26 protein-coding genes and 1 pseudogene are annotated in these 24,358 nt (G+C 68.7%); 6 read left to right on the forward strand and 21 right to left on the reverse strand.

Annotation, left to right across the window (positions count from 1 at the left end):
• Window positions 1-7: 7 nt before the first annotated feature.
• Together epsI and xrtB are read right to left on the reverse strand one after the other, a co-directional pair.
• Window positions 8-706, reverse strand: a complete 699-nt coding sequence (gene epsI / locus EV685_RS02380) for an exosortase-associated protein EpsI, B-type (RefSeq protein WP_130480365.1) — start codon at window positions 704-706, stop codon at window positions 8-10.
• A gap of 11 nt (window positions 707-717) precedes the next feature.
• Entirely contained in the window at window positions 718-1,623 is a 906-nt protein-coding gene (gene xrtB / locus EV685_RS02385) for an exosortase B (RefSeq protein WP_130480366.1), read from the reverse strand.
• 427 nt (window positions 1,624-2,050) lie between these two features.
• Here xrtB and EV685_RS02390 point away from each other — a divergent pair, with 427 nt between their 5' ends.
• From EV685_RS02390 to EV685_RS02400, 3 genes are all read left to right on the forward strand, one after another.
• The gene (locus EV685_RS02390) at window positions 2,051-2,899 is read left to right on the forward strand and encodes a hypothetical protein (RefSeq protein WP_130480367.1); all 849 of its coding nucleotides are present in this window, start codon (window positions 2,051-2,053) and stop codon (window positions 2,897-2,899) included.
• Window positions 2,900-2,934: 35 nt separating this feature from the next.
• On the forward strand, window positions 2,935-3,735 hold the full coding sequence (locus tag EV685_RS02395; RefSeq protein ID WP_130480368.1) for a hypothetical protein: 801 nt from the start codon (window positions 2,935-2,937) through the stop codon (window positions 3,733-3,735).
• Between the two features lie 145 nt (window positions 3,736-3,880).
• Window positions 3,881-4,318 carry a universal stress protein gene (locus EV685_RS02400; RefSeq protein ID WP_130480369.1) on the forward strand — a complete coding sequence of 146 codons (438 nt, stop codon included), beginning with the start codon at window positions 3,881-3,883 and terminating at the stop codon, window positions 4,316-4,318.
• Window positions 4,319-4,477: 159 nt separating this feature from the next.
• Here the strand turns inward: EV685_RS02400 and EV685_RS02405 are convergent, their stop codons facing one another.
• The 7 genes from EV685_RS02405 to EV685_RS02435 all read right to left on the reverse strand — a co-directional run bounded on the left by EV685_RS02405 (window position 4,478) and on the right by EV685_RS02435 (window position 11,356).
• Window positions 4,478-5,524 (reverse strand): TRAP transporter substrate-binding protein, encoded by a 1,047-nt coding sequence (locus tag EV685_RS02405; protein ID WP_130480370.1) that lies wholly within the window; start codon window positions 5,522-5,524, stop codon window positions 4,478-4,480.
• 41 nt (window positions 5,525-5,565) lie between these two features.
• Entirely contained in the window at window positions 5,566-6,897 is a 1,332-nt protein-coding gene (locus tag EV685_RS02410; RefSeq protein WP_130480371.1) for a TRAP transporter large permease, read from the reverse strand.
• Complete coding sequence (locus tag EV685_RS02415) at window positions 6,894-7,421, reverse strand: TRAP transporter small permease (RefSeq protein WP_130480372.1); 528 nt, start codon at window positions 7,419-7,421, stop codon at window positions 6,894-6,896. Before EV685_RS02415 ends, EV685_RS02410 begins: the two co-directional genes overlap by 4 nt.
• 161 nt (window positions 7,422-7,582) lie before the next feature.
• On the reverse strand, window positions 7,583-8,224 hold the full coding sequence (gene maiA, locus EV685_RS02420; RefSeq protein ID WP_130480373.1) for a maleylacetoacetate isomerase: 642 nt from the start codon (window positions 8,222-8,224) through the stop codon (window positions 7,583-7,585).
• Window positions 8,225-8,244: 20 nt separating this feature from the next.
• Window positions 8,245-8,946 carry a fumarylacetoacetate hydrolase family protein gene (locus tag EV685_RS02425; RefSeq protein ID WP_130480374.1) on the reverse strand — a complete coding sequence of 234 codons (702 nt, stop codon included), beginning with the start codon at window positions 8,944-8,946 and terminating at the stop codon, window positions 8,245-8,247.
• A 78-nt stretch (window positions 8,947-9,024) separates the two neighbouring features.
• Window positions 9,025-10,062 (reverse strand): cupin domain-containing protein, encoded by a 1,038-nt coding sequence (locus EV685_RS02430; RefSeq protein WP_130480375.1) that lies wholly within the window; start codon window positions 10,060-10,062, stop codon window positions 9,025-9,027.
• A gap of 61 nt (window positions 10,063-10,123) precedes the next feature.
• On the reverse strand, window positions 10,124-11,356 hold the full coding sequence (locus tag EV685_RS02435; protein WP_130480376.1) for a 3-hydroxybenzoate 6-monooxygenase: 1,233 nt from the start codon (window positions 11,354-11,356) through the stop codon (window positions 10,124-10,126).
• Between the two features lie 245 nt (window positions 11,357-11,601).
• Here EV685_RS02435 and aroQ point away from each other — a divergent pair, with 245 nt between their 5' ends.
• Window positions 11,602-12,045 carry a type II 3-dehydroquinate dehydratase gene (gene aroQ, locus EV685_RS02440; protein ID WP_130480377.1) on the forward strand — a complete coding sequence of 148 codons (444 nt, stop codon included), beginning with the start codon at window positions 11,602-11,604 and terminating at the stop codon, window positions 12,043-12,045.
• A 57-nt stretch (window positions 12,046-12,102) separates the two neighbouring features.
• A pseudogene (locus EV685_RS20535) lies at window positions 12,103-12,291 on the forward strand (hypothetical protein); the annotation flags it as partial.
• Between the two features lie 21 nt (window positions 12,292-12,312).
• Here EV685_RS20535 and EV685_RS02445 read toward each other — a convergent pair.
• The 3 genes from EV685_RS02445 to ylqF form a co-directional block, all read right to left on the reverse strand.
• Complete coding sequence (locus tag EV685_RS02445; protein WP_130480378.1) at window positions 12,313-13,635, reverse strand: HipA domain-containing protein; 1,323 nt, start codon at window positions 13,633-13,635, stop codon at window positions 12,313-12,315.
• Window positions 13,636-13,650: 15 nt separating this feature from the next.
• Entirely contained in the window at window positions 13,651-13,935 is a 285-nt protein-coding gene (locus EV685_RS02450; RefSeq protein WP_130480379.1) for a helix-turn-helix domain-containing protein, read from the reverse strand.
• Window positions 13,936-14,082: 147 nt separating this feature from the next.
• Entirely contained in the window at window positions 14,083-15,120 is a 1,038-nt protein-coding gene (gene ylqF / locus EV685_RS02455; protein ID WP_130480380.1) for a ribosome biogenesis GTPase YlqF, read from the reverse strand.
• Between the two features lie 225 nt (window positions 15,121-15,345).
• Between ylqF and EV685_RS02460 the strand changes: the two genes are divergently transcribed.
• The gene (locus EV685_RS02460; protein WP_130480950.1) at window positions 15,346-16,035 is read left to right on the forward strand and encodes a GntR family transcriptional regulator; all 690 of its coding nucleotides are present in this window, start codon (window positions 15,346-15,348) and stop codon (window positions 16,033-16,035) included.
• A 19-nt stretch (window positions 16,036-16,054) separates the two neighbouring features.
• Here the strand turns inward: EV685_RS02460 and EV685_RS02465 are convergent, their stop codons facing one another.
• The 9 genes from EV685_RS02465 to ccmB all read right to left on the reverse strand — a co-directional run bounded on the left by EV685_RS02465 (window position 16,055) and on the right by ccmB (window position 24,291).
• Complete coding sequence (locus tag EV685_RS02465; RefSeq protein ID WP_130480381.1) at window positions 16,055-17,380, reverse strand: NAD(P)-binding domain-containing protein; 1,326 nt, start codon at window positions 17,378-17,380, stop codon at window positions 16,055-16,057.
• An 18-nt stretch (window positions 17,381-17,398) separates the two neighbouring features.
• Entirely contained in the window at window positions 17,399-18,742 is a 1,344-nt protein-coding gene (locus EV685_RS02470; protein ID WP_130480382.1) for a tetratricopeptide repeat protein, read from the reverse strand.
• A 106-nt stretch (window positions 18,743-18,848) separates the two neighbouring features.
• Complete coding sequence (locus tag EV685_RS02475) at window positions 18,849-19,355, reverse strand: cytochrome c-type biogenesis protein (protein WP_130480383.1); 507 nt, start codon at window positions 19,353-19,355, stop codon at window positions 18,849-18,851.
• The gene (locus EV685_RS02480; RefSeq protein ID WP_207224749.1) at window positions 19,348-19,884 is read right to left on the reverse strand and encodes a DsbE family thiol:disulfide interchange protein; all 537 of its coding nucleotides are present in this window, start codon (window positions 19,882-19,884) and stop codon (window positions 19,348-19,350) included. The genes EV685_RS02475 and EV685_RS02480 overlap by 8 nt, the downstream gene beginning before the upstream one ends.
• A complete protein-coding gene (locus EV685_RS02485; RefSeq protein ID WP_130480384.1) occupies window positions 19,881-21,875 on the reverse strand; it encodes a heme lyase CcmF/NrfE family subunit in 1,995 nt (664 codons plus the stop codon). The genes EV685_RS02480 and EV685_RS02485 overlap by 4 nt, the downstream gene beginning before the upstream one ends.
• Window positions 21,872-22,345, reverse strand: coding sequence for a cytochrome c maturation protein CcmE (ccmE, locus tag EV685_RS02490; protein WP_130480385.1), 474 nt, complete (start codon window positions 22,343-22,345; stop codon window positions 21,872-21,874). The genes EV685_RS02485 and ccmE overlap by 4 nt, the downstream gene beginning before the upstream one ends.
• 3 nt (window positions 22,346-22,348) lie before the next feature.
• Window positions 22,349-22,504 (reverse strand): heme exporter protein CcmD, encoded by a 156-nt coding sequence (gene ccmD / locus EV685_RS02495; protein ID WP_130480386.1) that lies wholly within the window; start codon window positions 22,502-22,504, stop codon window positions 22,349-22,351.
• A 72-nt stretch (window positions 22,505-22,576) separates the two neighbouring features.
• On the reverse strand, window positions 22,577-23,338 hold the full coding sequence (gene ccmC / locus EV685_RS02500; RefSeq protein WP_130480387.1) for a heme ABC transporter permease CcmC: 762 nt from the start codon (window positions 23,336-23,338) through the stop codon (window positions 22,577-22,579).
• Between the two features lie 284 nt (window positions 23,339-23,622).
• Window positions 23,623-24,291 carry a heme exporter protein CcmB gene (gene ccmB / locus EV685_RS02505; protein WP_130480952.1) on the reverse strand — a complete coding sequence of 223 codons (669 nt, stop codon included), beginning with the start codon at window positions 24,289-24,291 and terminating at the stop codon, window positions 23,623-23,625.
• Between the last annotated feature and the right edge of the window lie 67 nt (window positions 24,292-24,358).

Genomic DNA, 24,358 nt, shown 5'->3' on the forward strand with positions numbered 1-24,358 from the left:
TCATTTTTCAAGGTAGCCCAGCCAATCGAGCTCGGCTCGGCGGGTCGACCGCTTCCATCATTTGATCTACAAAGTTCTGATGAACCAGAAAAGCCTGATCACTCGCCGAATCAATGGAAGACACGCGATAAAGCAATCCATCTGCGATAAATCCCTTCATCGCAAAACTGACTTCTGCGAGCTTTTTTTCAACGCCCGACCTCACCGCCTTGTCCCCCAACGTCGTCCAATACGTCACCGGCTCGTACCGATTCGACCCCAACTTCGTCTCCAAGCGACGCACCGGAATCACGCCGCCAGCGACTTTCAATTCACCGGCCCTGTTACTCAACAACTGAAACCCCTGCGCCGGATAACAAATCTCCGGCTTGTGCACCTGGAACGAATCATTCTGATTCTTGCCATACGCAATCGACAACATCACCCGCTGCCCTTTTGAGTTGACGTAGGTGCGGTTGATGATTTCCGAGTAGAGGATGTTGAGCAGCTCGTTCTGCTGCGGATTCACCACCCCGCCGCTGACGGTCGGGATCAGCTTCCAGTCGCCGAATTCGTTGGGCAGGGATGGCTCGATCTTCAGTTCGGGGCGGGTGTCGGCGAGGTATTTGGTGGGTTTGAGCGTCGCGGCCGCGCCGGCTGTCACGGCCATGGCGGCGGCGAGGGCGATGGCGGTGGAGAGCTTGCGCAGGGTGGGGGTCGTCGTCATGTCGGCGGGCCTCAGGCGGCGGTCGAGGAGGCGATGCGGGGGTGGGCGTCCATGCGGCGGATGAGCCAGCGCAGCACCCCGTCCACCGCAATGATCAACATCAGCGCCGCCATGAACAGCACCATCCCCGCGAAGCCGTGCAGGAAACCCTGGCCGGCTTCGTCGCCGAAGTGGTAGGTGATCAGCGACAGCACGATCACGCGGATGACGTTGGCGGTGAAGCTGATCGGGACGATCAGGATGGCCAGCGAGACGTTGCGGGCCAGGCTTTCGTGGCGGACCAGGTTGAGATAGAGCAGGCCCAGGGCTTCGAGGGTGAACAGGGTCTGCATGCCGGCACAGGCGTCGGCGACCAGGAGTTGGTATTGGCCGACCTGCAGGATCACGCCGGTGCGGCTGATCGGGTAGTTGAAGAGGTGCATCACCGCTTCGGCCACGTAGGAGACGGCGAGCTTCATCGGCTGGGTCATGGCGTCGACCAGTGCGCCAGGCAGCGGGACCATGAAGATCATGAAGAACAGCGCGAAGCCCAGCAGGCGAACGGCCGGGGCGCTGTGCAGCAGCAGGGTGATGGCGGCGATCAGCCAGATCAGGGCGCCGACTTCGAAGATCAGGATGTCCTGCGAGCGGCCCACCAGATAGAGCAGCAGACCGAACACGAAGATCGGCCAGCCGATGGCGGGGCGTGGGCGGGGCGTCAGGTCCTTGAACTCGGGCCACTTCTTCCACAGCAGCCACAGGCTGATGCCCAGCACGATGGGGCCGTGGCCCTGTTGCTCGGTCGCCCAGATGCCGTGGAACAGGTCCCAGAAGGTCGGCACGTACATCGCCAACAGGCCCAGGCCGGCGATCAGCCAGGGGATGGCGTCGAAGCTTGGGCGGGCGTCGCCGGTGGGGGCTGACGGGGTGTCGTTCATGGGCGGTCCGGTAGTGCGGCGACTGAGGCCAGGCGATGTGTGCCTGCCCGGCCCGCAGGCGGGGCGAGGCTAGGGTTTCCGAGCGTCCTTAAGCCTAACAACCTTGCCCCTCGCCCCTCCCCCCACAACGCGGGGCTGCCAGAGGGGCACGCGTACAAATCGACGTTCGCTGGCACTTCGTGATGGCCGGGCCGGGGCCGGACGCGGGCGGGAGCGGCAGGGTGCCGCAGGCTCAGCACATGATCCTCTGACTCTTGCTTCGGTTTCATGGGGGAGTCGCCAGTTCCGGGGCCCGATCCGAGCGGCGACACTGCCGCCGGAGGCTGCAAAGATGAAAGAAATGAAATCTGCGAGGGTAGTCGCCTGGGTTCGTGGGCCAGTGCGGGACTGGGGCGTGCGGGCGGGGTGCGTGGGGGCGATCGGGCTGATGGCGGCGTGTTCGGGCCTGGGTCCGGCTGACGTGTCGGCGCCGGACGTGGCCGGGTCTGCGGCGGCGGCCAGTGCGCCGGTGAAGGTGCGCGAGCCGGTGTCGACGCCGGCCGCTGTCGCGTCGACGGCCGTGCCGGCGGTCGCGGTGGCGCCACCTCCGCCGCCGACCTGGCGGGCGCTGTCGACCGGGCCGCTGGAAACGTGGACGGAGCGGCGCACGCCGCTCTACACCTATGTGCTGGTGGGCGACATCGGCTCGGCCGCCGCTGGGCGGGGGCCGCGCGCGCGGGCGCATCAGGCGCTGGTGCGGCTGCTGTCGGAGGTGCAGGCCGGCGATGCGCTGGATGCGGAGCTGGCGGCGGCGCACCAGTTCCTGGTGCCGGCCTGGCCGCGCACCGCGCGTCAGGCGCTGCCGCTGGGCGATGCGGCGGCGGCGCCGGTGGCGCTGGTGCCGAGCGATGTCGACCTGATCAAGTCGCGTGCCCACCTGGACCTGTTGCGCCTGGTGCTGGCGCGACAGCCGCAGATGGCGCAGCGCCTGTCGGGGCTGGGGCCCTTCCTGGTGACGACGCGCCAGCCGCTGGGCGAGCTGGTGCAGCGCTCGGCCAGCGGCAAGGTGGTGGTGGTGGACCGCTCGCCGGTGCTGCTGATCGACCTCGGACAGCGGAACGAATCCTCGCTGACGGCGGCGGTGAAGGCGCTGAAGGTGGTGGCGCGCGACGCGGGCGGGCAGACTGGCGCGATCGGGCCGATGCGTGCGCGCGTGCTCGCCAAACTGCGTTCGGCTGGCGTGCAGCCGCCCCATGTGGCGGAGTCGCCGCCGGTCGTTGTCCAGCGCGTGAAGTGATGCGGGTGGCGTGAGCCCCGGCAAGGAGCAAGGTCATGAAGGACAAGCCTGCGGCAGACCCGTCGTCCACGCCGGCACCGGCCCGCACCGACTGGACCGGCCCGGCCAAGTGGGCGGTGATCGGCATCGTCACGCTGGCCTTCATGGCGATGTTCAAGGGCGAGATCGGCCAGTTGCTGCGCGGCGCGGAGGAGGTCAGCGTCGGCGGTGACGGCGTCAAGCTGAAGATCCGCACGGTCAGCACGCCGCTGGGCGACACGGTGCTGTCCAGCCAAGGCCAGCCGCTGAGCCGGCCGGCGGGGGTGGCCGGCCCCGGAACCAACAACGGCGCCGGCCAGCCGCCCGCCACGCCCGCGCCGCTGCCGTCCGAACAGCAGACGGTGTTCACCGACCCGCAGACCGGCGCGACGCTGGCCTGGCCGCGCAATGGGCTGTGGGTGCGCGAGGACGCGCTGGCCCAGCGCACCGGCTCGGCGCTGGTGCTGCGCCACACGTCGAACTTCGGCAACTTCATGCCCAACGTGAACGTGCGGGTCGAACCCGTCGGCACGGCCAGCGTCGACGACTGGATGGCGCTGGGCAATCAGGGCATGGCGGCGATGGGCTTCGAGCTGGTCAGCGCCCAGACCGATCCGGCGACGCAATCGGGCGTGCGGGTGATGCGCCACCGCGATGTGCAGGGCGTGCTCTACCAGATCCAGCGGGTGGTGATCCGCAACGGGCAGGCGATCTACGTCACCGCCAGCATGCTGGAACAGCACGCCGCGCCGGGGGTGTATGCGGCGATGGGGGCGATCTTGAATTCGTTTGCCGTGCCGGGGACGTCGGGCGGCTGAACAAGTCCTTGTATCTGGCCTAACCCAAGCATAGAGTCGGTCAGGACGACCGACCCGTTCGCCGGGTCCGGACCGGCCGCCGAAGATCTTGCTTGCCACCGCCTGCGCGCGGAAGCATCCGGCCGTTCATCGGAGGAGTGTTGTCATGTTTGCCCACATCCTGTTGCCGACCGACGGTTCCAAGCTGTCCGAAGGCGCGGTGTTCCGAGGCATCGAACTGGCCCGCCAATGCGGTGCCCGAGTGACCGGTCTGTATGTCGCGCCGGAGTTCCACATCCTGAGCTATCAGGTCGACGTGATCGAGGACACCGAGGCGACCTGGGCAGTGGACCGCAAGGCCCACGCCGACCGCTATCTGGCCTTCATCGCCCACACGGCGGCCGAGGCCAAGGTGGCCTGCGAGACGCTGATGGAGGTCAGCGACCACCCATACCAGCGGATCTGCAGCCTGGCCGAGCAACGCGGCTGCGACCTGATCGGCATGGCTTCGCACGGCCGCAAGGGCATGGCCGGCCTGCTGCTGGGCAGCGAGACGCAGCGGGTGCTGACACATTCGAAGACGCCTGTGATCGTGTGGCGCTGATGTGCCGATGTGCCGATGTGCCGATGTGCCGATGTGCCGATGTGCCGATGTGCCGATGTGCCGATGTGCCGATGTGCTGGCTAGCTGATGCGCTGATGCGCTAAGGCATGTGTCGTCGCAGGGGCGGGATGAGGCGCACCCCGCGACGACCTCACGGCATCACTTGTCGAACTGGTTGATCAAGGCACGCGCCTCGTCCAGCAGGGCCTTGCCGTTGGCGCCCTTGGCGCTGACTTCCTTGACCCACTCGTCGTCGACGTTCTCGCTGGCCTTGACCCAGCGGGCGTATTCGGCGGTGTCGAGCTTCTGCAGCGCATTGCCGCGATCGCTCGACAGCTTGTGGTTGGCGGCGACGACGCGGTCGAAGCCGGTCTCGCCGGCCCAGGCCGAGGTGGCCGCGCCGCTGTTGTCGTCGATGACCTTCTTCAGCTCCGGGCTCAGGCTGTTGTACTTGCCCTGGTTCATCACGAAGGCAAACAGCGAGTTGGCGAACTTGAGCTGGCCGGCCGGCACGTCGACGTGGCTCTTGGCGATCTCATGCAGCTTGACGGTCGGCACGCCTTCCCAGGGGACCATGGCGCCGTCGATCACGCCCTTGCTGATCGACTCGGGCACCGCCGGCAGTGGCATCTGCACCGGGGTGGCGCCCAGCGAGGCCAGCATGCGCGAGTTCAGGCGCGTGGCGGCGCGGATCTTCAAGCCCTTGAGGTCTTCGAGCTTGGTGATGCCCTTGGGGCTGGACAGGTGGAAGGACGAGCCGTCGTTGGTGTGCAGCCAGAGCGGCTTGACGCCGCGGTACTCGTCCAGCGCGTTCTTCTGGACATAGGTCCAGTAGGCCTGGCTGGAGCCCTTGGCGCTGCGGGTGAGGAAGGGCAGCTCGAAGACCTCGCTCTTGGTGAAGCGGCCGGCCGAGTAGGTCGGGATGGTCCAGACGATGTCGGCCACGCCGTCGCGGGCCTGGTCGAACAGCTGCGGCGGCGTGCCGCCCAGCGTCATCGCCGGGTAGATCTGGCACTTGAGCTTGTCGCCCGATTCCTTGGCGATCTTGTCGCACCAGGGCTGGATCAGGTTGAGCTGCACGTTCGAGGTCGAGGGCAGGAAGTGGTGCACCTTGAGCACCACCTGCTGGGCCTGCGCGACACCGGCGGCGCTCAGGCTCAGAAGGGCCGCTGCGGCGGTCGAGATCAGGGAACGGCGGTTGTTCATGGACGGTCTCCTCGGTGGGTTGGGAACAAGGCAAACAAGGTTCAGGACGGGAAGGCGTTGACCAGGAAGAGCGACAACGCCGGGAAGAACAGCAGCACGACGATGCGGATCAGGTCCGAGGCCAGGAAGGGCATGACGCCCTTGAAGGTCTCGCTCAGCGGCACATCCTTGGCCAGCCGGTTGATGATGTAGACGTTCATGCCCACGGGCGGATGGACCAGGCCGATCTCCACCACCATCAGCGCGAGGATGCCGAACCAGATGCTCTTGTCGACCGGCGACAGGCCCCAGAAGTCCAGGCCCATGACGACCGGGTAGAAGATGGGGATGGTCAGCAGGATCATGGCCAGGCTGTCCATCACGCAGCCAAGGAAGAGGTAGACCAGCAGAATCGCGGTCATCACCAGCAGCGGCGGCGCGCCGCTGGACTGGACCCAGGCGGCCAGCTCGGCCGGCATCTGCGACAGGGCCAACGCGGTGTTGAGCATGTCCGCGCCGAGCAGCACCAGAAAGATCATCGCGGTGGCGCTGGCGGTGCCGAGCGCGCTGTCGACGATGCCCTTGATGCGCATGCCCCCGCGCAGCACGGCCAGCACGCCACAGGCCGCCGCGCCAATGGCCGCTGCCTCGGTCGGGTTGGCCCAGCCGCCGTAGATGCCGACGATCACGACGACAAACACCAGCAGCACCGGCAGGACTTCCAGCATCGCCTTGATGCGCTCGGGCCAGGGCACCGGCGCACCGGCCGGGCCGGCGGCGGGGTTCAGGCGCACGATGATCTGGATGACGACCATGTAGCCGACCATGGCGATCAGGCCCGGGATCACGGCCGCCATGAAGAGCTTGCCGATCGATTCCTGCGTCAGGATGGCGTAGATCACCAGCGGGACCGACGGCGGGATCATGATGCCCAGCGTGCCGCCAGCGGCCAGCGCCCCGGTGGCCAGTGCGCCGGAATAGCCATGCCGCTTCAGCTCGGGCAGCGCCACCTGACCCATGGTCGCGGCGGTCGCCAGCGACGAGCCGCAGATCGCGCCGAAGCCGGCACAGGCACCGATCGAGGCCATGGCGATGCCGCCGCGCTTGTGGCCCATGAAGGCGCTGACGAAGCGAAACAGGCTGCGGCTCAGGCCACCGTGCGTGGCGAACTGGCCCATCAGCAGGAACAGCGGAATCACGACCAGGTCGTAGTTCGACAGCCGCGCATAGGCCAGGTTCTTCAGCGAGGCCAGCAGTGGCGTGCTGTCAAAGCCGCTGAGCGCGAGGTAGCCGCCAGAGCCGGCCATGAACATCGCGATGCCGATGGGCACGCGGATGACGAGGAGAACCATCAGGGCCGCGAAGATCAGCCCGCCCACAGCGATGCCGCTCATGCCGCATGCCCCTTCCATTGACGAACGGCCATGTACAGGCCAGCGAGCGCGAGCACGACAAAGCCCGGCACCATCAGCATCTGCGCGATCCAGACCGGCAGGCCGAGGATGGGCGAGGTCTCCTGGTACTCCAGCAGGTTGAGCGCGCCGGCCGTGCTGCGCCAGGCGACCACCGCGCCGAACAGGCCGACCAGCAGCGAGCCGAAGGCGTCGAGCTTGCGGACGGCGGACAGGCGCATCTTCTGGGTGAAGAAGTCGACCTTGACGTCACCGTGGTTGAGGTGGCACCAGGCGAAGAAGCTGGCCGAGGCGAAGGCCGCGCACATCTGCAGCAGTTCGACATCGCCGGGCACCGGGGCGGAGGCGACCTTGCGGCCAACGATCGAGACGATGGACATCAGCACCAGGCCGATGAACACGAGGCCGCCGAGCAGCGCGAGCACCTGGGACGTGGCGCGCAAGGCCCGTCCGTAGGCACCCAGGACCGTGCCAGGCGGCAGGTCTGACGAGAGGTTTTCTTGCATGGGAGCGGGTTTCTAAAAAAGGCCGTCTTGATGTGGCACAAGGCATGTGCATGTCGCCATGCAGCAGCCCGCCAGTGTGTGGCAGAGGTGATCCAGATCAGGTCAGGCGGGCGCAGAGCGCCCGCCTCTGGGCCCGGCGGACCGGCGGACCGGCGGAAGGGTCAGCCCGCGTCGGGCTGTCGTGAGGGCTGCGCGCGCTCGAAGGCGTCCAGCCGGGCACACGCGGCCTCGACCGCCGCGATGGCCGGCCAGCGCGACAGGTCGACCTTGAAGCGACGGGCGCTTTCGACCTGCGGGATCAGGTAGACATCGGCCAGCGTGGGCGCATCGCCAAAGCAATAGGCACCGCGCGTCGTGTCGGCGTTCAGCAGGGCCTCGATGGCATCGAAGCCGGCGCTGATCCAGCGTGCGCACCAGGCGTTGATGCGGGCCTCGTCGGCACCGAAGTCGTGGCGCAGCGCTTCGAGGATGCGGCGGTTGTTGATCGGGTGCACGTCGCAGCCGATCACCGCCGCCAGCGCCCGGACGCGGGCACGCGCCAGCGGCTCACGCGGCAGCAGCGGCGGCTCGGGATGTGTCTCTTCCAGCCACTCGATGATGGCCGGCGACTGGATCAGCACGGCGCCGTCGTCCAGCTCCAGCGCGGGCACCAGCGCCTGCGGGTTGAGCGCCTTGAAGGCGTCGCCCAGGTGCTGTTCGGTGCGCAGGTCGACGGCGACGTAGTCCGGCGCCAGCCCCTTGAGGTGGAGGGCGATGCGCAGCCGGTGCGAGGTGCCGCTGCGGAAGAAGTTGTGCAGCTTCATGCCGATCCGTCCGATCCCGTTCAGGCCGCAGGGCCGACGTGCATCACGATGCTGCCCACCCCTTCGACATGGCCGTCGATGCGGTCACCCGGCATGACCGGGCCGACGCCTTCGGGCGTGCCGGTGTAGATCAGGTCGCCGGGCTGCAGGTGATAGAAGAGCGACAGGTCGGCAATGATCTCGCGCAGGTTCCAGATCAGCTTGTCGATGTCGGACGACTGGCGCGGCTGGCCATTGACGGTCAGCGCGATCGCGCCGCGCTCGATCACCACGCCGGGCATCGGCACGATCTCGCTGCAGACCGATGAGCCTTCGACGTCCTTGCCCAGCGTCCACGGGCGGCCCTTGTCGCGCAGCACGAACTGCAGGTCGCGGCGGGTCATGTCCAGGCCGCAGCCATAGCCGTAGATCAGCTCATGCGCATCGTCGGCCGAGACGCGGAAACCGCCCTTGCCGAGCAGCACGACCAGTTCCATCTCGTGGTGGTAGTTGCCGGTCTCGCTGGGGTAGGCGACGGTGGCGCCGGACTCGACCAGCGTCGACGGCGACTTGGTGAAGTAGAACGGCCGCTCGACCGACTTGTCGACCGGCTTGCCCATCTCGATGGCGTGCGCGTGGTAGTTGCGGCCAACGAAGAACAGTCGGTTGATGGGCGCGCGCTGCTCGGTGCCGCGCACCGGCAGGGAGGCGACGGGGGGCGGGGTCCAGAGGTAGGAGGTCATGGGTTCGGTCTCTTGGGGAAGAAGGGTGACAGGAGCCAGGGGCAAGGGGCCAAGGGCAAGGGGCAAGGCAGCACGGCCTCAGCCGCGCACCTCGTAGACGCCCAGCTTGCGGTGCAGCGGGGTCTCGTCGGCGATGAAGAGGAAGGCCGGCGCATCGGCCCGGTGGTTGACCAGCGTGATGGGTGTGTAGCCGGGCACGCAGGCGGTGTCGGCCTCGACCAGCGTGAAGGTCTGGTCCTCGCAGCCGATGCCGGCATGGCCGTCGATCAGGTGGAAGACCATCGCCGGCGAACGGGCCGGCAGGCGCAGGGTCTGGCCCGGGCGCAGCATCAGCGCGTAGAAGCCGAGGATGTTCTCGGCCGCTTCGCCGGTCTCGGGGTTGACGTAGCCGATCTGCACCGTCTCCAGATCGGGCTGATCAAGGGCCAGCGATTCCAGCGCGGCACGCGCCTGCACCCAGGGGTAGCGCAGCATCGGGTAGGCCTTGCGGCTGCGCTCGAAGACCGGCATCGGCACGATGCCCGAATGCGCATAGGCCCGGTCACTGCGGCTGGCCGAGACGCTCTGGCGCTCGCCGTTGATGTGGTACGAGGCCTCCATGTAGTAGACGAGCGGCAGGTCCAGCACATCGAGCCAGATCACCGGCTGGTCGCCGTCGTGGCCGTGTTCATGCCACAGGCCGGTGGGCGTCAGGATCAGGTCGCCGCGCGACATGGGGCATTGCTCGCCGTCCACCGTCGTCCAGGCGCCCTCGCCTTCGACCACCATGCGCACCGCGTTGGGTGTGTGGCGGTGCGACGGCGCCCATTCGCCCGGCAGCAGCAGCTGCATGCCGAGGTACATCGCCGCGCTGGCCTGCATCTTGTCCAGGCCGTGGCCGGGGTTGGCCAGCACCAGCACGCGGCGTTCGGCCTTCTCGATCGGGGTCAGCTCGCCGGCCTGCAGCAGCAGCGGCTTGAGCGTGGCGTAGGGCCAGTGTGTCGCACGGGTCTGGGGCCGCGGCTTGCCCGGCGGCAGCACGCCACGCAGGCTGGGCCACAGCGGCACCAGATTGAGCGCACGCAGCTCGGCGACGTAGTCGGGCGGCAGGTCTTCGAGTCGGCCAAGGTCGTTCATGGGGTGTCCGTTTGGGGTCGGTTCTTGGGGCGTTCTTGCGCTGTTCTTGGCCGGCTCTTGGTCAGTTCTGGATTTGCGCCGGGGCAGGCCGAGGCCCGGCCGCATCCAGACAATTCTCGACCGTCCAGCCGTAGAGCCAGGCCATCGCGTCGTAGAAACGGTCGGCGCTGCGGCCGCGCCAAAGGTCGTTGCGGACCAGGCGCTCGACGCCCTTGGCATGGAAGATCCGGCCCATCTCGCGGGCCGACAGCACGATGCGCGCGGTGCGGGCCACGCGCGAGCGCTGGTAGAGGTCGAAGGCCTGCGTGAAGTCGTTGCCCGACACGCGCAGTGCCTCGCCCAGCGTGACCGCGTCTTCCAGTGCCATGCAGGCGCCTTGCGCCAGGTACTGCAGCGTCGGGTGGGCGGCGTCGCCCAGCAGCGTGGCGCGGCCGTAGGTCCACTGGCCGATCGGCTCGCGGTCGGCGGTGGCCCAGCGCTTCCACGACTTCGGCAGGTCGATCAGCTGGCGGGCGCGCGGGCAGATGCCGTCGAAGTAGCTTTGCACCTCCTCGCGGCTGCCTTCGGTGACGCTCCACTGCTCGACGTGGCGGCTGTGGAAGGTCACGACCACGTTGTATTGCTCGCCACCACGCAGCGGGTAGTGCACCAGATGGCAGTTCGGGCCGACCCAGATGCTGGCGGCGTTCCAGCGCAGGTCTTCGGGGAAGTCGGCCTTGTCGACCACGGCGCGGTAGACCACATGGCCCGACACGCGCGCCTCATCGCCGACGTACTGGCGCCGCACCGCCGACTTGACGCCGTCCGCGCCGATCAGCGCGATGCCGCGGTGGCGCTCGCCGTGCTGGTCGATCACGGTGACGCCGGCCTCGTCCTGCTCGACCGAGCACACCTGCGTCGACGTGCGGACCTGGATGCGGTCGCTGGCCTGCGCGCCTTCGAGCAGCGAGCGGTGCACGTCCGCCCGGTGAATCACCGCATAGGGGTTGCCGAAGCGCTGCAGAAAGGCCTCGCCCGTGGGGATCTTGCCGACCTGGTATTCATCGATCGCGTCGTGCATGACCATGAAGTCGGTGTAGACCGCCCGGCTGCGCGCCTGCGGCCCGATGCCCAGCGCGTCGAAGGCCGAAAACGCGTTGGGCCCGAGCTGGATGCCGGCACCGATCTCGCCCAGCTCCGGCGCTTGCTCCAGCACCTGCACGTCATGGCCCTGCCGCGTCAGCGCCAGCGCCGCCGCGATGCCACCGATGCCACCACCGGCCACCAGCACCGGCCCGGAAACCTTGTTTGTCATGTCGTCGCCCTCAATCAATGAATGCTGATCGTCCGCATGCTGATTATTGTTGAGGGAGGTCTGATGCGCGTCAAGACATCGCAGCGCCCCGCAGGGTCTTCATCGGGAAAACACGGGGGTGCCTGGCAGCGCGCCGGGATTGTTCACACGCCGTGAAGTCAGTCCTGACCACGCACCCAGCCGCCGGCCGCCCGGCACGTCGTATCGTTGCGGCCTTTTTGTTCCACGACCCCAGGACACGCACCATGAAGTTCCTCATGCTCCACGGCATCAACCACAACATGTTCGGCAAGCGCGACCCGAAGCAGTACGGGACCATCACGCTCGACCAGATCGACGCGCAACTGGCCGCGCTGGCCGCCGAGCTGGGTGTGTCGGTCGAGACCTACCAGACCAACCACGAAGGCGACATGGCCGAGCGCATCCACCAGGCCTATGTCGACGGCGTGGACGGCGTGCTGATCAATGCCGGCGCGTGGACCCACTACAGCTACGGCATCCGCGACGCGCTGGCGATCCTGACCTGCCCGATCGTCGAGCTGCACATGTCCAACATCCACGCCCGCGAGGCCTTCCGCCACGTCTCGGTCTTCGCCGAGATCGTGCGCGGCCAGATCTGCGGCTTCGGCGTCGACAGCTACCTGCTGGGCCTGCGGGCGGCGGTGTCGGCGGCGAAGGCGGGGAAGTGAGCGGGCAGACGGAACAGGGCACATCGCCGCCACTCAGCGCGTGAAGGCCTGTTCGCAGCGCTGATCCGAGCCCCTGCCCATCCGTTGCGGGTGATCAAGCGGCCGTTTGGCCACGTCAAGGTGCGCCATCGCGGACTGGCCAAGAACCCGGTGCGGGTGCACGTGGCCGCCAACCTGGCCTTCTTGGGCGCGAACACGCGCATGGCGGCGATCCAGGCGGCGCGCAGGCTGGGCCTGATCGGCTGAAGGGCGGCGGGCCGGCTCGCCTCAGCCCAGGCGCTGCACCATCTCGGCAACGACCACATGCCGCATGGCGCCCAACAGTCGCTGCTCGCAGGCCAGCGTCAGGCGGGCGCGTGACGGGTCGCGGCTGGCGGCGCACAGCGCGGCGCTCTCCGTCTCGATGGCCGCATGCAGCGGGCCGATGCGCTGGCGGACGGCGGCGATCAGGCGATCGGTCTCGCGTTGCGCGGTGGCCGTCGACAGGCCCAGCGTGTCGGCGGCCTCGATCAGGTCGCTGCGACGCACCGTCGCAAAGCGCGTGGCCTGGCCGACCGGCATGGCCAGCGCGGTGGCCGGCCAGCGCGCGCGCTCATCGGCCAGCGCGCGCGTGTCGTAGACCGCCGTGCTCAGCAGGTCATACGCCGGGGCCAGCCGGATGCCGCCGGCATCGACCCGGAACGAGATGTTCTTCAGGTGGTTGTCGCCGTTGCCGACCAGCAGGTTGAAGACCAGCCAACGGAACAGGCCGAGCCGTGCGGCGGCCTTCTGCCGGCAGCGCCCGACGGCTTCGGCCAGCGTGGCGACGTGGGCGGCGCTGTACTTGTAGAGGCGCGACTTGTCGAGCAGCTGGCAGGCGTCGATCAGGTGCAGGCGCTCGACGCGGCCATCGCCCGCCGACACGGCACGGTCGAAACGCTCGATCAGATAGACGGCCTCGGGCACGCGGGCCTGGGCGACACGGGGCACGTCCAACCCGACCTCGCGGGCCAGCCGCATCGTCGCGACCTCGTTGATGACCGATGCCGGATAGTCATCACCCGGATGGTTGGGCTTGAGGATGTGGGTCGACGGCGTGCCCGGCAAGGGCTCGAACCAGAGGCCACCCTGATGGACCAGCAGCATCTTGTGCTGTGCGCCGGCCAGTGACATGCGCTTGGGCGCCTCGCGCGACAGCGATGCACGCGGCAACTGAGCGATGCGGCGACTCAGGTCGGCCTCGATCAGCGCACGCAGGCCGGCGGGCGGCTCAGGGGCGTCGGCCGTCGCCTGCAGCACCAGTGAGCCGGCCGATTCGGCGCCCAGCTGCGCCAGCAAGGCAAAGGCGTCGTCGGCATCCAGGCCCGATTCGACCGCGATGACGCCGCGCAGCGCCTCTTCGGGCAGCAGGTTGTCGAAGTACCACTGCACCGGCCGGCGCGTGGCGCCATCGACGTGCAGCGACTGGGCACGCGGCAGGGCGGGCGACAGGTCAAAGCCGTCGGTCGCGGCCTGCCAGAGCGGGTCGTAGGCGAAGCGCCAGAGGTCGTCGGCCTCGTGCAATTCGCCGACCGGGCGCCGGTTGATCGTGACCTGCAGCGTGCGCGGCATGGCGAGCGGCGACGATCAGGTCCGGCGCGGCGGCAGGGGCTTCACGCCCTCGCGCCGCAGCTTGTCCAGCGCGGCGAGGCAGTCGTCGGGCAGGTCAACCCGCAGGTGCAGGCCCAGCTCGTCGAGCAGGCGCAGCACGCGGCCAAGCTGCACGGTGTCCTTGCCACGTTCGACCTCGCGCACGAAGACAGGGCCGACACCGGCGCTGCCGGCCAGATCGTCCATGCGCACGCCCTGGGTCTTGCGGGCGGCGCGGATCAGCAGGCCGAGTTCCTGAACAGAGGTGATGTCGATGCGCATGGCTTGAATCGATGGGTTCGCATCGATCCTGCCCAGCGTTTGGGCTCTCGTCAAGAAAATCGATGCGATCGGATCGATAAGCCCGAATCGTACGCCCGTCCTGCGAAGAATCGATGCAATCGCATCGATTCACCCGCCCTGCTCTGCTCAGACCTTGTCGTCCTCGCCGTAGTCGTCATCAAGGTCGTCATCAATGTCGGCGTCCAGATCGTCCGGCGCATCGCCGGCGTCGTCCGCGCGACGGCCGCTGCCCTTGCTGCGGGCGGCCAGGCGGGCGGCCTTGCGGGCGGCGCGTTCGGCCTCGCGCTGTTCGCCAGCGGCGTGCCAGAGCGCGAACTCGTCGGGTGTCTCCAGCGTGATGCGGCCCCAGGCGCCGCTGCGGAAGTCGTGCAGCACGATCTCGGAGGCCTTCTGGCGGTTGACGATGCCGCCGGGCATCAGGCCGCCGCGCTTGCGGCCGATGAGTTCAAGCAGCTCGCTGTCGGTCAGCGCGTCCAGGCCCTTGACGTCCTTCAGGCCGGCGAGCTTGTAGCGCGCCTCCAGCCGGTCGCGGTAGGGGCCGCGCACGCGGGCCAGCAGTTCCAGCGCGACGTCTTCTTCATCGAAGGCATTGCGGCCGATGGCGCCGCTGGCGGCGAGGTGGTAGCCGGCCTCGATGACGCTGACCCGTGGCCACAGCATGCCGGGCGTGTCGAACAGGTAGAAGTCGCTGGCCAGCAGGATCTTCTGCTCGACCTTGGTGATGCCGGGCTCGTCACCGGTCTTGGCGCTGCGCTGGCCGACCATCGAGTTCATCAGCGTCGACTTGCCCACGTTGGGGATGCCGCAGATCAGCACACGCATGGGCTTGACCATGCCGCCACGGTTGGGCGCGAGTGCGCGGCAGGCGTCGATCAGGCGCTTGGCCGGCGCGGGCTCGCTGGCGTCCAGCCCGAAGGCGTGGGTGCCGACCTGGGCCTGGTAGTGGGCCAGCCACAGGCGGGTGCGTTCCGGGTCGGCCAGATCCTGCTTGTTCAGGACCTTGAGCGCCGGCTTGCCGCGTGTCAGTTCGGCCAGCAAGGGGTTGGCGCTGGAGCCGGGCAGGCGCGCATCGAGCAGCTCGATGACGACGTCGATGTCGGGCACACGCTCGGCGATGGCCTTCCGGGTGACGTTCATGTGGCCCGGAAACCATTGGATGCTCATGGGGGGGCTTTCTTGGAAAAGGCGCGAATGATGCCGTGCCCGGACCGATCGGTCGCCACCGGCATGGGCGAGATCGTCTCGACCGGGCTGCCGACCTGGACGGCGCCGCGGTCTTCAGGTGGGTCCGGCGATGAGTAAAGGGAGGGCGAAAGGGAAGGCACGCCGACAATGCCAGCGCCCCTTCCTGTGTTCCGAAGACGACCGATGGCCTCCAGCAACAGCAGCATGAACCCCGGCAGCAAGGCCGACATCGCCGAACGGGTGGTGCAGTCCATCCTGGCGCGCCGGCTGCAGCCGGGCGAGCGGCTGGGCGAGCAGGACCTGGCCGACATGTTCGAGGTCAGCCGCACGCTGGTGCGCGAGGCGCTGATGCAGTTGCAGGCGCGCGGCTTTGTCGAGGTCCGCTCGCGGGTGGGCTGGTATGTGGTCGAGCCGTCCTTCGAGGAAGCGCGCGAGACCTATGCCGCGCGCCGCGTCATCGAGACCGGCATGCTGCGCGAGGCGGGCGTGCCACTGGCCTCGGCGCTGCGCCAGTTGCGCGAGCATGTCGCGGCCGAGCGTGACGCGATCCAGACCGCCGATGCCGGCGCGCGCAGCGTGGCGCTGGCCGACTTCCACGTCTGCCTGGCCGAGTGCCTGGGCAACCGCTTCCTGACCGCGATGATGGTCGACCTGTCGGCCCGCACCACGCTGGTGTCGGCGCTCTACCAGTCGCAGACCGAGGCCCAGGGCAGCAACGACGACCACGCCCGCATCGTCGAGGCCCTGGCCGTCGGCGACAACATGCTGGCGGCGTCGCTGATGCGCGAGCACATCGACCGCCTGGCCGCCCGCCTGGACGAGAAGCTGGCCAGCACCGTCCGCAGCAGCGACCGGCTGCGGGCCGCCCTGCTGCCGGGTGATCGACCCGCCTGAGGCGGCAGCGGGCGGGCGTTCAGACCTCGCCGTGCTTGGTCACGAAGGCGATGCCGATCTTCTGCAGCAGCGGCGTGGGCGGCAGGCCGCCCGCGCAGACGATGACCGCGTCGTTGCGCAAGGTGCGGATGGCGCCCTTGCCGACGTCGATCTGCACGTCCTGCTCGCCGATGCGCTGGATCTTGGATTCGAGCAGGACCTGGATGCGGCCGCTCTTCTGGCGTTCTTCCAGCCCGCTGCGGTTCTTGCCCTTGACGCGCGAGAAGGCGGCGCTGCGGTAGCTCAGCGTGACCTCCGTGCCCCGTTCATCGGCCAGTGCGATGGCGGCTTCCAGTGCGCTGTCGCCGCCGCCCACCACCAGCACCGCCTGGCCGGCGTACTGGGCCGGATCGGTCAGGCGGTAGACCACCTTGGGCTGCGACTCGCCGCTCACGTCGAGCTTGCGCGGCGTGCCACGCCGGCCCATCGCCAGCAGCACGTTGCGGGCGCGGTGTTCGACCTGGCGCTCGCCCTCGCTGGTCTTGACCACGAAGCCGCCGCCGTCCAGCGGCACGACGTCGTCCATGCGGGTGGAGAACTGGATCTGGAGCTGCGTCTTGGCGACGACCTGCTGCCAGAAGGCCAGCAGCTTTTCCTTCTGCACCTCGCCGAACTTGACCTTGCCGATGATGGCCAGCTCGACCGGCGCGGTCATCGCGATCTTGTTGCGCGGGTAGTGGTAGACGGTGCCGCCGAGCGCGTCTTCCTGCTCGATCACGCGGTAGCGCAGGCCATGGGCCTTGGCGGCCAGTCCGGCGGAGATGCCGGCCGGGCCGCAGCCCACGATCAGCACGTCGATGTCGAAGGCAGACGCGGTCGATCGTTCCGCTTCGCAGCGGGCCTTGATGCCGTCCATCGCCTGACGGCCCTGTTCGGCGGCCTTGCGGATCAGGCCCATGCCGCCGAGTTCACCGGCGATGAAGATGCCGGGCACGGTGCTCTCGAAGGTCGGGCTCAGCGGCGGGATCTCCATGCCGCGCTTCTCGGTGCCGAAAACCAGCGAGATGGCGTCGAACGGGCAAGCCGGCTGGCAGGCCCCATGGCCGATGCAGGCCGAGGCGTTGATCAGCACGGCCTTGCCCGCGACCATGCCCAGCGCACCTTCCGGGCAGGCGGGGATGCATGAGCCCGAGCCGATGCAGCGCGCCGGGTCGATCACCGGATGCAGCGACGGCGGCTCGTTCAGGCCGGCCGCCGTGGCCTCTTCCAGTTGCTGCAGCGCGCGGGCCTGCTTGTGGCGTTGCCAGGCGACATAGGCCAGCACCGGCAGGATCAGGACGGCGAGGTAGATCCAGGAGTAGTCCATCGAGACGGCCCCCGGGCTTCAGCGGCCGACTTCTTCGCCGATGACGATCTTCAGGCTGTTGGACCCCAGCGCCACTGGCTGGCTCAGGCCCTGCAGGTCGCCCGGCTGCGGCATCGCGTTGCCGCTCTTGCTGATGCGCGCACCGACGATGACCTGCGGGAAGTTGGACAGCTTCATGGTCGGCGCCATGGCGCTGCTGTCGTCGAGCGTGAAGGTGATCGGCAGGTCCTTGACCTGCTTGCGCACGATGGCCAGCGGCATGCGCGGGCCTTCGGCGGCGCGGGCGAACACGAAGACGGTGTCCTCGGGCGAGGCCTTGCCAGCCAGCGCGGGCGCCAGCGTGACGGTGCCCGCAACGCTGGTCTTGCCGGCGGCGGCGGCTTGAGTGGCGGGTTGTGCGCGAGGTTGTGCGGCAGGTTGTGCGGCCGGTGTCGCCTGTGCCGTCGCAGCGGGTGCAGCCGTGGCCGCGACAGCGCCGCCCTTGGGCATCTCGCCGTCGGCCAGCAGCGGCAGACCGCCACGTTGGCGGGCTTCGTTGATGCTTTCGCGCACCTGCTGGGCCATCGGCGAGTCGGCCGGCTGGCTGATCAGGATACGTTCCCACAACGAAGCAGCGGCCTTGAAGTCACCGCGCAGGAAGGCTTCGGTGCCGGCCAGCGACAGCGCCTTGGGCTGGTTCGGGTCGATCTTGAGGGCGCGCTGCACGAAGGTCATCGGCTCGCCGGCGATCTGGCGGTTGTTGGTGACGGCCAGCGAGTCGGCCAGGTCGGCCAGCAGACCGGCGTCATCGGGCACCAGCTCGACCGCCTTGCGATAGGCCGGCACGGCATCCGCCGCACGGCCCAGCACGCTGTAGGAGCGGCCCAGCATGGCCCAGCCCTCGGCGTTCTGCGGCTCGGTCTCCAGGCGCTGGCGCAGGCCATCGGCCATGGCGGCGATCTGCTCCATCGTGACCTCGTGGCCACCGCCCTGCCCGCCTTGCCCATCCGCGCCAGCGGCCGCGTTGGCCGTCGGGGTGCCGGCACGCTGGTCCCACAGGGACGGCGAACCGGTCATCACATAACCGCCCACGGTCAACGCGAGCACGAAGGCGCTGCTGAGTGCGATCAGCCGGGTCGACGGCCGGGCGCGGGCCGGGCGGGCGGCGGCTGCGACCGGCGCAGCGACAGGTGCGGCAACGGGTGCGGCGGGCGCAGCGCCCTCGATCACCGTGTCGTCGGTCGGGTTCATCACCTGCTCGACGATCAGGCGTTCAAGGCGCTCGCGGCTCTGGGCGAACTGGACGTCGTCCAGCGCGCCGCTGGCGTGCAGTTCCTGGAGTTGCTGGAGCTGTCGGCGCAGGGTGGCGATGTCAGGGGTCATGGGTGTCGTCGGTCGAGCAGATCGGTGGCCCGGGCAGGGCCGGGCGACAGGAGGGCGCGCCGCACGGGGGCGCGCCGCTGGAGGGGCCGGGTCGGGTCGACGCGGGTCAGGTGCGGCCGGTGGCGGCGCTGTCCTCGTCCTCGTCGGGGTCGAAGGCCTCGGCGGGCATGCGGCTGCGCCGGCGCAGCACGACGATCAGCATGGCGACGCCACCGATCATCAGCACGGTCGGGCCGGCCCACAGCAGCACGGTGGTGGTCTTGACCGGCGGCCGATAGAGCACGAAGTCGCCGTAGCGGGCGGTCATGAAGGAGATGATCTCCTCGTTGCTGGCGCCCTTGTGCAGCATCTCGCGGACCTGCTCGCGCAGGTCGTCGGCCAGGCCGGCGCTGGAGCCGGCCACGGTCTGGTTCTGGCAGACCAGGCAGCGCAGCTCGGAGGTGATCTCCAGCATGCGGCGCTCCAGCTCGGGGTCGGCGACGGCGGGCTGGGCTTCGGCGGCCTGCACGGCGGGCGCCAGCAGGCTGACGGCGACGAACACGCTGGCGAGCAGGGCCGGCACACGCCGGATCAGGCGCCACAAGTTCGTGGGCAGGTCGAGGTGATCAGACATTGAGGGTCTTCAGCAGCGGTTCGATGCGCTCGCGGATCACCTGAGGGGTGAGCGGGCCGATGTGCTTGAAACGCACCACGCCCTCGCGGTCGATGATGAAGGTCTCGGGCACGCCATAGACACCGAAGTCCAGGCCGACGCGGCCGTTCAGGTCATGCAGCGAGTCGGTGTAGGGGTTGCCGAACTGGGCCAGCCACTGCTGACCATCGGCGCGCTGGTCCTTGTAGTTCAGGCCGTAGATGGGCAGGCGATTCTGCTTGCTGTACTGGACCAGCAGCGGATGCTCCTCGCGGCAGGCCACGCACCAGGAGGCCCAGACGTTGAGCATCCAGACCTTGCCCAGCAGGTCGGCCCGCTGCAGGGTCTTGGCCGGGTCGTGCAGCGTGGCCAGCGCGAACTCGGGCGCCGGCTTGCCGATCAACGGCGACGGGACCTCGCGCGGATCGCGGTTGAGTCCCACGCCCAGGAAGGCCGCGATGACCAGGAACAGGCCCAGCGGCAGCAGGAAGCGAAGCATCTTGCGGTTCATGCCGACACCCCCTCGGCCGCGTTCTGGGCTGCGGTTGCGGCCACCTTGCGGCGGTAGCGGCGATCGGTCGCGGCCAGCAGGCCGCCCAGGGCCATGATGAAGCAGCCACCCCAGATCCAGTCGACGAAGGGCTTGACGTAGATGCGCACGATCCAGGCGCCGTTGTTGTCGACCGCCTCGCCCAGCGAGACATAGAGGTCGCGGGTCAGGCCGACGTCAATGGCGGCCTCGGTCATCGGGTTGCGCTGCACGCGGTAGACGCGCTTTTCCGGGTACATCTCGGTGATGACCTTCTCGCTGCCTTCGGCCGTGACCTTGACCTGGCCCTGCGCGGCGACGTAGTTGGGGCCTTCGATGTCACGCACGCCCAGGAAGGTGAAGGTGTGGCCGGCCACGGTTGTGGTGTCGCCCAGGTTCATCTTGACGTCGCGCTCGACCTCGTAGGTGCGCACCATCGTGACGCCGAAGATGAAGGCCGCGACACCCAGGTGCGCCACCATCATGCCCACCGTCGCACGCTGGACCTGGCGCAGGCGCTGGCCGAGCGTGGCCACGCCGGGCAGCGGGCGGACCTTCTCCCACAGATCGGTGGCCACGCTGGCGGCGATCCACCAGGCGAGCGCAAGACCGATGCTGGTCATGACCTCGATGCGACCGGCCAGCCAGCCCGTCAGCAGCGAGCCGACCAGCGCGACCACGGCGGCCCAGCGCAGGCGGCGCGCCAGGTCGGGCAGTTCGGCCTGCTTCCAGCGCGTCATCGGACCGACGCCCATCAGGAAGATCACCGGGATCATCAGTGGCGCGAAGACGGTGTCGAAGTACGGCGGGCCGACCGAGATCTTGCCGAGGTTGAGCGCGTCGAGCAGCAGCGGGTAGAGCGTGCCCAGCAGCACCGCCGCCATCGCCACGACGAACATGACGTTGTTGCCCAGCAGCAGCGTCTCGCGCGAGAGCAGGGCGAAGCGCGAGCCCAGGCCGACGCTCGGGGCGCGCCAGGCGTAGAGCGTCAGCGAGGAGCCGATCACCACGACCAGGAAGCCGAGGATGAACAGGCCACGCGCCGGATCGGTCGCGAAGGCATGGACCGAGGACAGCACGCCCGAGCGGACCAAGAAGGTGCCGACCAGCGACAGCGAGAAGGCCATGATGGCCAGCAGCACGGTCCAGTTCTTGAAGCTGCCGCGCTTCTCGGTCACCGCCAGCGAGTGGATCAGCGCGGTGCCGACCAGCCAGGGCATGAACGAGGCGTTCTCGACGGGGTCCCAGAACCACCAGCCGCCCCAGCCCAGCTCGTAGTAGGCCCACCAGGAGCCCAGCGCGATGCCGATGGTCAGGAACATCCACGCCACCGTGGTCCACGGCCGGGTCCAGCGGGCCCATTGCGCATCGAGGTTGCCGCCGATCAGCGCGGCGATCGCAAAGGCGAAGGCGACCGCGAAGCCGACATAGCCCATGTAGAGCATCGGCGGGTGGATCACCATGCCCGGGTCCTGCAGCAGCGGGTTCAGGTCACGGCCATCAGGGGCCGGCGGCCACAGGCGCTCGAAGGGGTTGGAGGTCAGCAGCGTGAAGGCCAGGAAGCCCACCGACACCAGACCCATCACCGCCAGGATGCGGGCCAGCACCTGCATCGGCAGATCCCGGCTGAACAGCGCCACGGCCATCATCCAGCCGGCCAGCATCAGCATCCACAGCAGCAGCGAGCCTTCATGGCCGCCCCAGATGCCGGCGATGCGGTAGGCCAGCGGCAGCTGGCTGTTGGAGTTGCTGGCCACGTAGGTGACCGAGAAGTCGTGCGTCACGAAGCCGACGCCGAGGCAGACGGTGGAGGCCAGCACCAGCACAAACAGCAGCGTGGTGGCGGGCCGGGCCAGCGCCATCCAGTCGGCCCGGTTCTTCTGCGCACCCACCAGCGGCACGGTGCCCAGCACCAGCGACACGCCCAGGGCGACCCACAGCAGGACATGCCCGAGTTCGGCATAGCTGATCATGGCTGGCTCCCCTTGGGCATCGACTTGTCGGCCTGCGCGCTCTGCATCTGGCCGCCTTCCTTGGCCCGCTTGAGGGCCTCGGCGGCTTCGGGCGGCATGTAGTTCTCGTCGTGCTTGGCCAGCACCTCGCGGGCCTGGAAGACGCCCGACTGCACGGTGCCCTGCGCGACCACGCCCTTGCCTTCCTTGAACAGGTCGGGAAGGATGCCCTCGTAGCTGACCGGCACCTTCTGGACCGTGTCGGTGACGACGAAGTTCACGCGCACGCCTTCACGCCGCACGCTGCCCTCCTCGACCATGCCGCCGAGCCGGAAGGTGCGGCCATCGGGCACCTCCTTGGCGACCACCTGGCTGGGCGAGTAGAAGAACACGAGATTGCTCTCGAAGGCGCTGAGCACCAGGGCCGAAACGGCGCCCACGGCGACCAGCACACCGCCGGCAATCGCCAGCCGCTTGTGACGGGGTTTCATGGTTCAGATCTCCTCATCGATCGGTCGTGCCGCCGCTTCCAGCGCGCGGCGCCGGCGCTGTTGCGCCAGCCAGGGTTCGAGCAGCATCAACGCGGCACAGACCGCGTAGGAGCCCCACACATAGAGGCCGTAGCCGCCCATGGACCAGAAGTCTTTCATCGGGTGTCCGTGTCGAGAACGAATGTCGGGTGTCAGGTGTCGGGTGTCGGGCGCGCGGGTCGGGCAGCGGGCTCAGGACGAGGCCGTGCCGGCCGCCGGACGGCCGCTGAGTTCGCCCACCCAGGCGGTGTCGCGCTCGCGTTCGAGGATCAGCGCCCGGGTGCGCGAGAACACCACCGCGAAGGCATAGCCCCAGAAGGCCAGGCTCATCAGCAGCATGCCCTGCAGCATGGTCTCGGCCATCTTGGGCGCGGCGGTCAGGCTGACCGTGGCGCCCTGGTGCAGCGTGTTCCACCACTTGACCGAGAAATAGATGATCGGCACGTTGACCGCACCCACCACCGCCAGCAGCGCGCCAGCCCGGTCAGCCCGGCGGGTGTCGTCGATCGCGGCCACCAGGGCCATGTAGCCGAGGTAGAGCAGCAGCAGGATGAATTCGGAGGTCAGCCGGGCATCCCAGACCCACCAGGTGCCCCAGGTCGGCTTGCCCCACAGCGCGCCGGTCCACAGGGCCAGGAAGGTCAGCATCGCGCCGGTCGGGGCGATCGAACGCGCCACCATCGAGGCCAGCCGGGCGTTGAAGGCCCAGCCGATGGCCGCCCAGAAGGCCATGGCCAGGTACAGCACCATCGAGACCCAGGCGGCGGGCACGTGGATGTAGATGATGCGGTAGGCCTCGCCCTGGGTCGCGTCGGTCGGCGCGACGATGAAGCCGATGTAGAGGCCGGCCAGCGCCAGCGCGATCGTCACGGCCCAGAGCCATGGCAACAGCGCGCCCGTGAGGGCATAGAAGCGCGACGGTGCAGCGAAAGTGAAGAGGCGCCAGGACTTCATGACGGGATCGATCGGGTCGACAAAGATGACGTGGGCATGGACGTGACGGTAAACATGCGTAACGGCGAATATATGCAGTTCAAGGCGCGAGGCGTTTCTGGCCTGGACCGGCGCCCGATCCGACCCGGCACCCCTGACGGAGTTCCCCGCATTCGGGGCGATCTGAGCGATCGGGGCACCGGGTGTTCCGGCAGGCAGCCGGGCATTGTCTCAGGGCATCGTGTCGCTCAGGATTACCGGAAGTTGCTGCAGGTCAAGACGCGTGACAGGCCCGCAGCCACGGATCACTCGGTCGAGATGCGCAGAGCCGCTGCACTGGCCAGCGGGGCCAAGCCGGCGGTCGCGATGAGCAGCGCGCCCAGCAGCGCGTAGTGGGGTTGCGGCGACATCCCCGTCTCGACCGCACCGACCGCGCCGGTGCCGAAGATCAGCACCGGCACCGCCAGCGGCAGCACCAGCAAGAAGACCAACATGCCGCCGCTGCGCAGGCCCAGCGTCAGGGCCGCGCCGACGTTGCCGAGCAGGCTCAGCACCGGCGTGCCCATCAGCAGGCCCAGCACCAGCGCGGCGATGCCCTCGACGGACAGGTCGAACATCAGCCCGAACAGCGGCGCCACCATCACCAGCGGCAGGCCCGTCAGCAACCAGTGCGACAAGGACCGCGCCAGCGCGACGCCGGCCAGCGGCTGGCCGCACAGCAGCAGTTGTTCGAGCGTGCCGTCGGCATGGTCGCCGGCATAGAGCGAATTGACCGACAGCATCGCCGCCAGCAGCGCGCAGACCCACACCACGCCCGGCGCGATCTGGCGCAGGGTCTGCGGCTCCGGCCCGACCCCCAGCGGGAACAGGCCGACCGCGACGATGAAGAAAACGATCGGCAGCGTCGCCTCGCTGCGGCGGCGGGCGGCCAGGCGCAGGTCACGCAGGACCAGCGCGGCGAGCGTGCCGAGCAGCGGCGCGGCTGGCGATTCGTCGACGGCCCGATCGGCGCCCTGCCCTTCCACGCCTTGCAGCGCGGCG

Origin of the sequence: Sphaerotilus mobilis, from assembly GCF_004216565.1 — a bacterium.
Lineage (GTDB): Bacteria > Pseudomonadota > Gammaproteobacteria > Burkholderiales > Burkholderiaceae_C > Sphaerotilus > Sphaerotilus mobilis.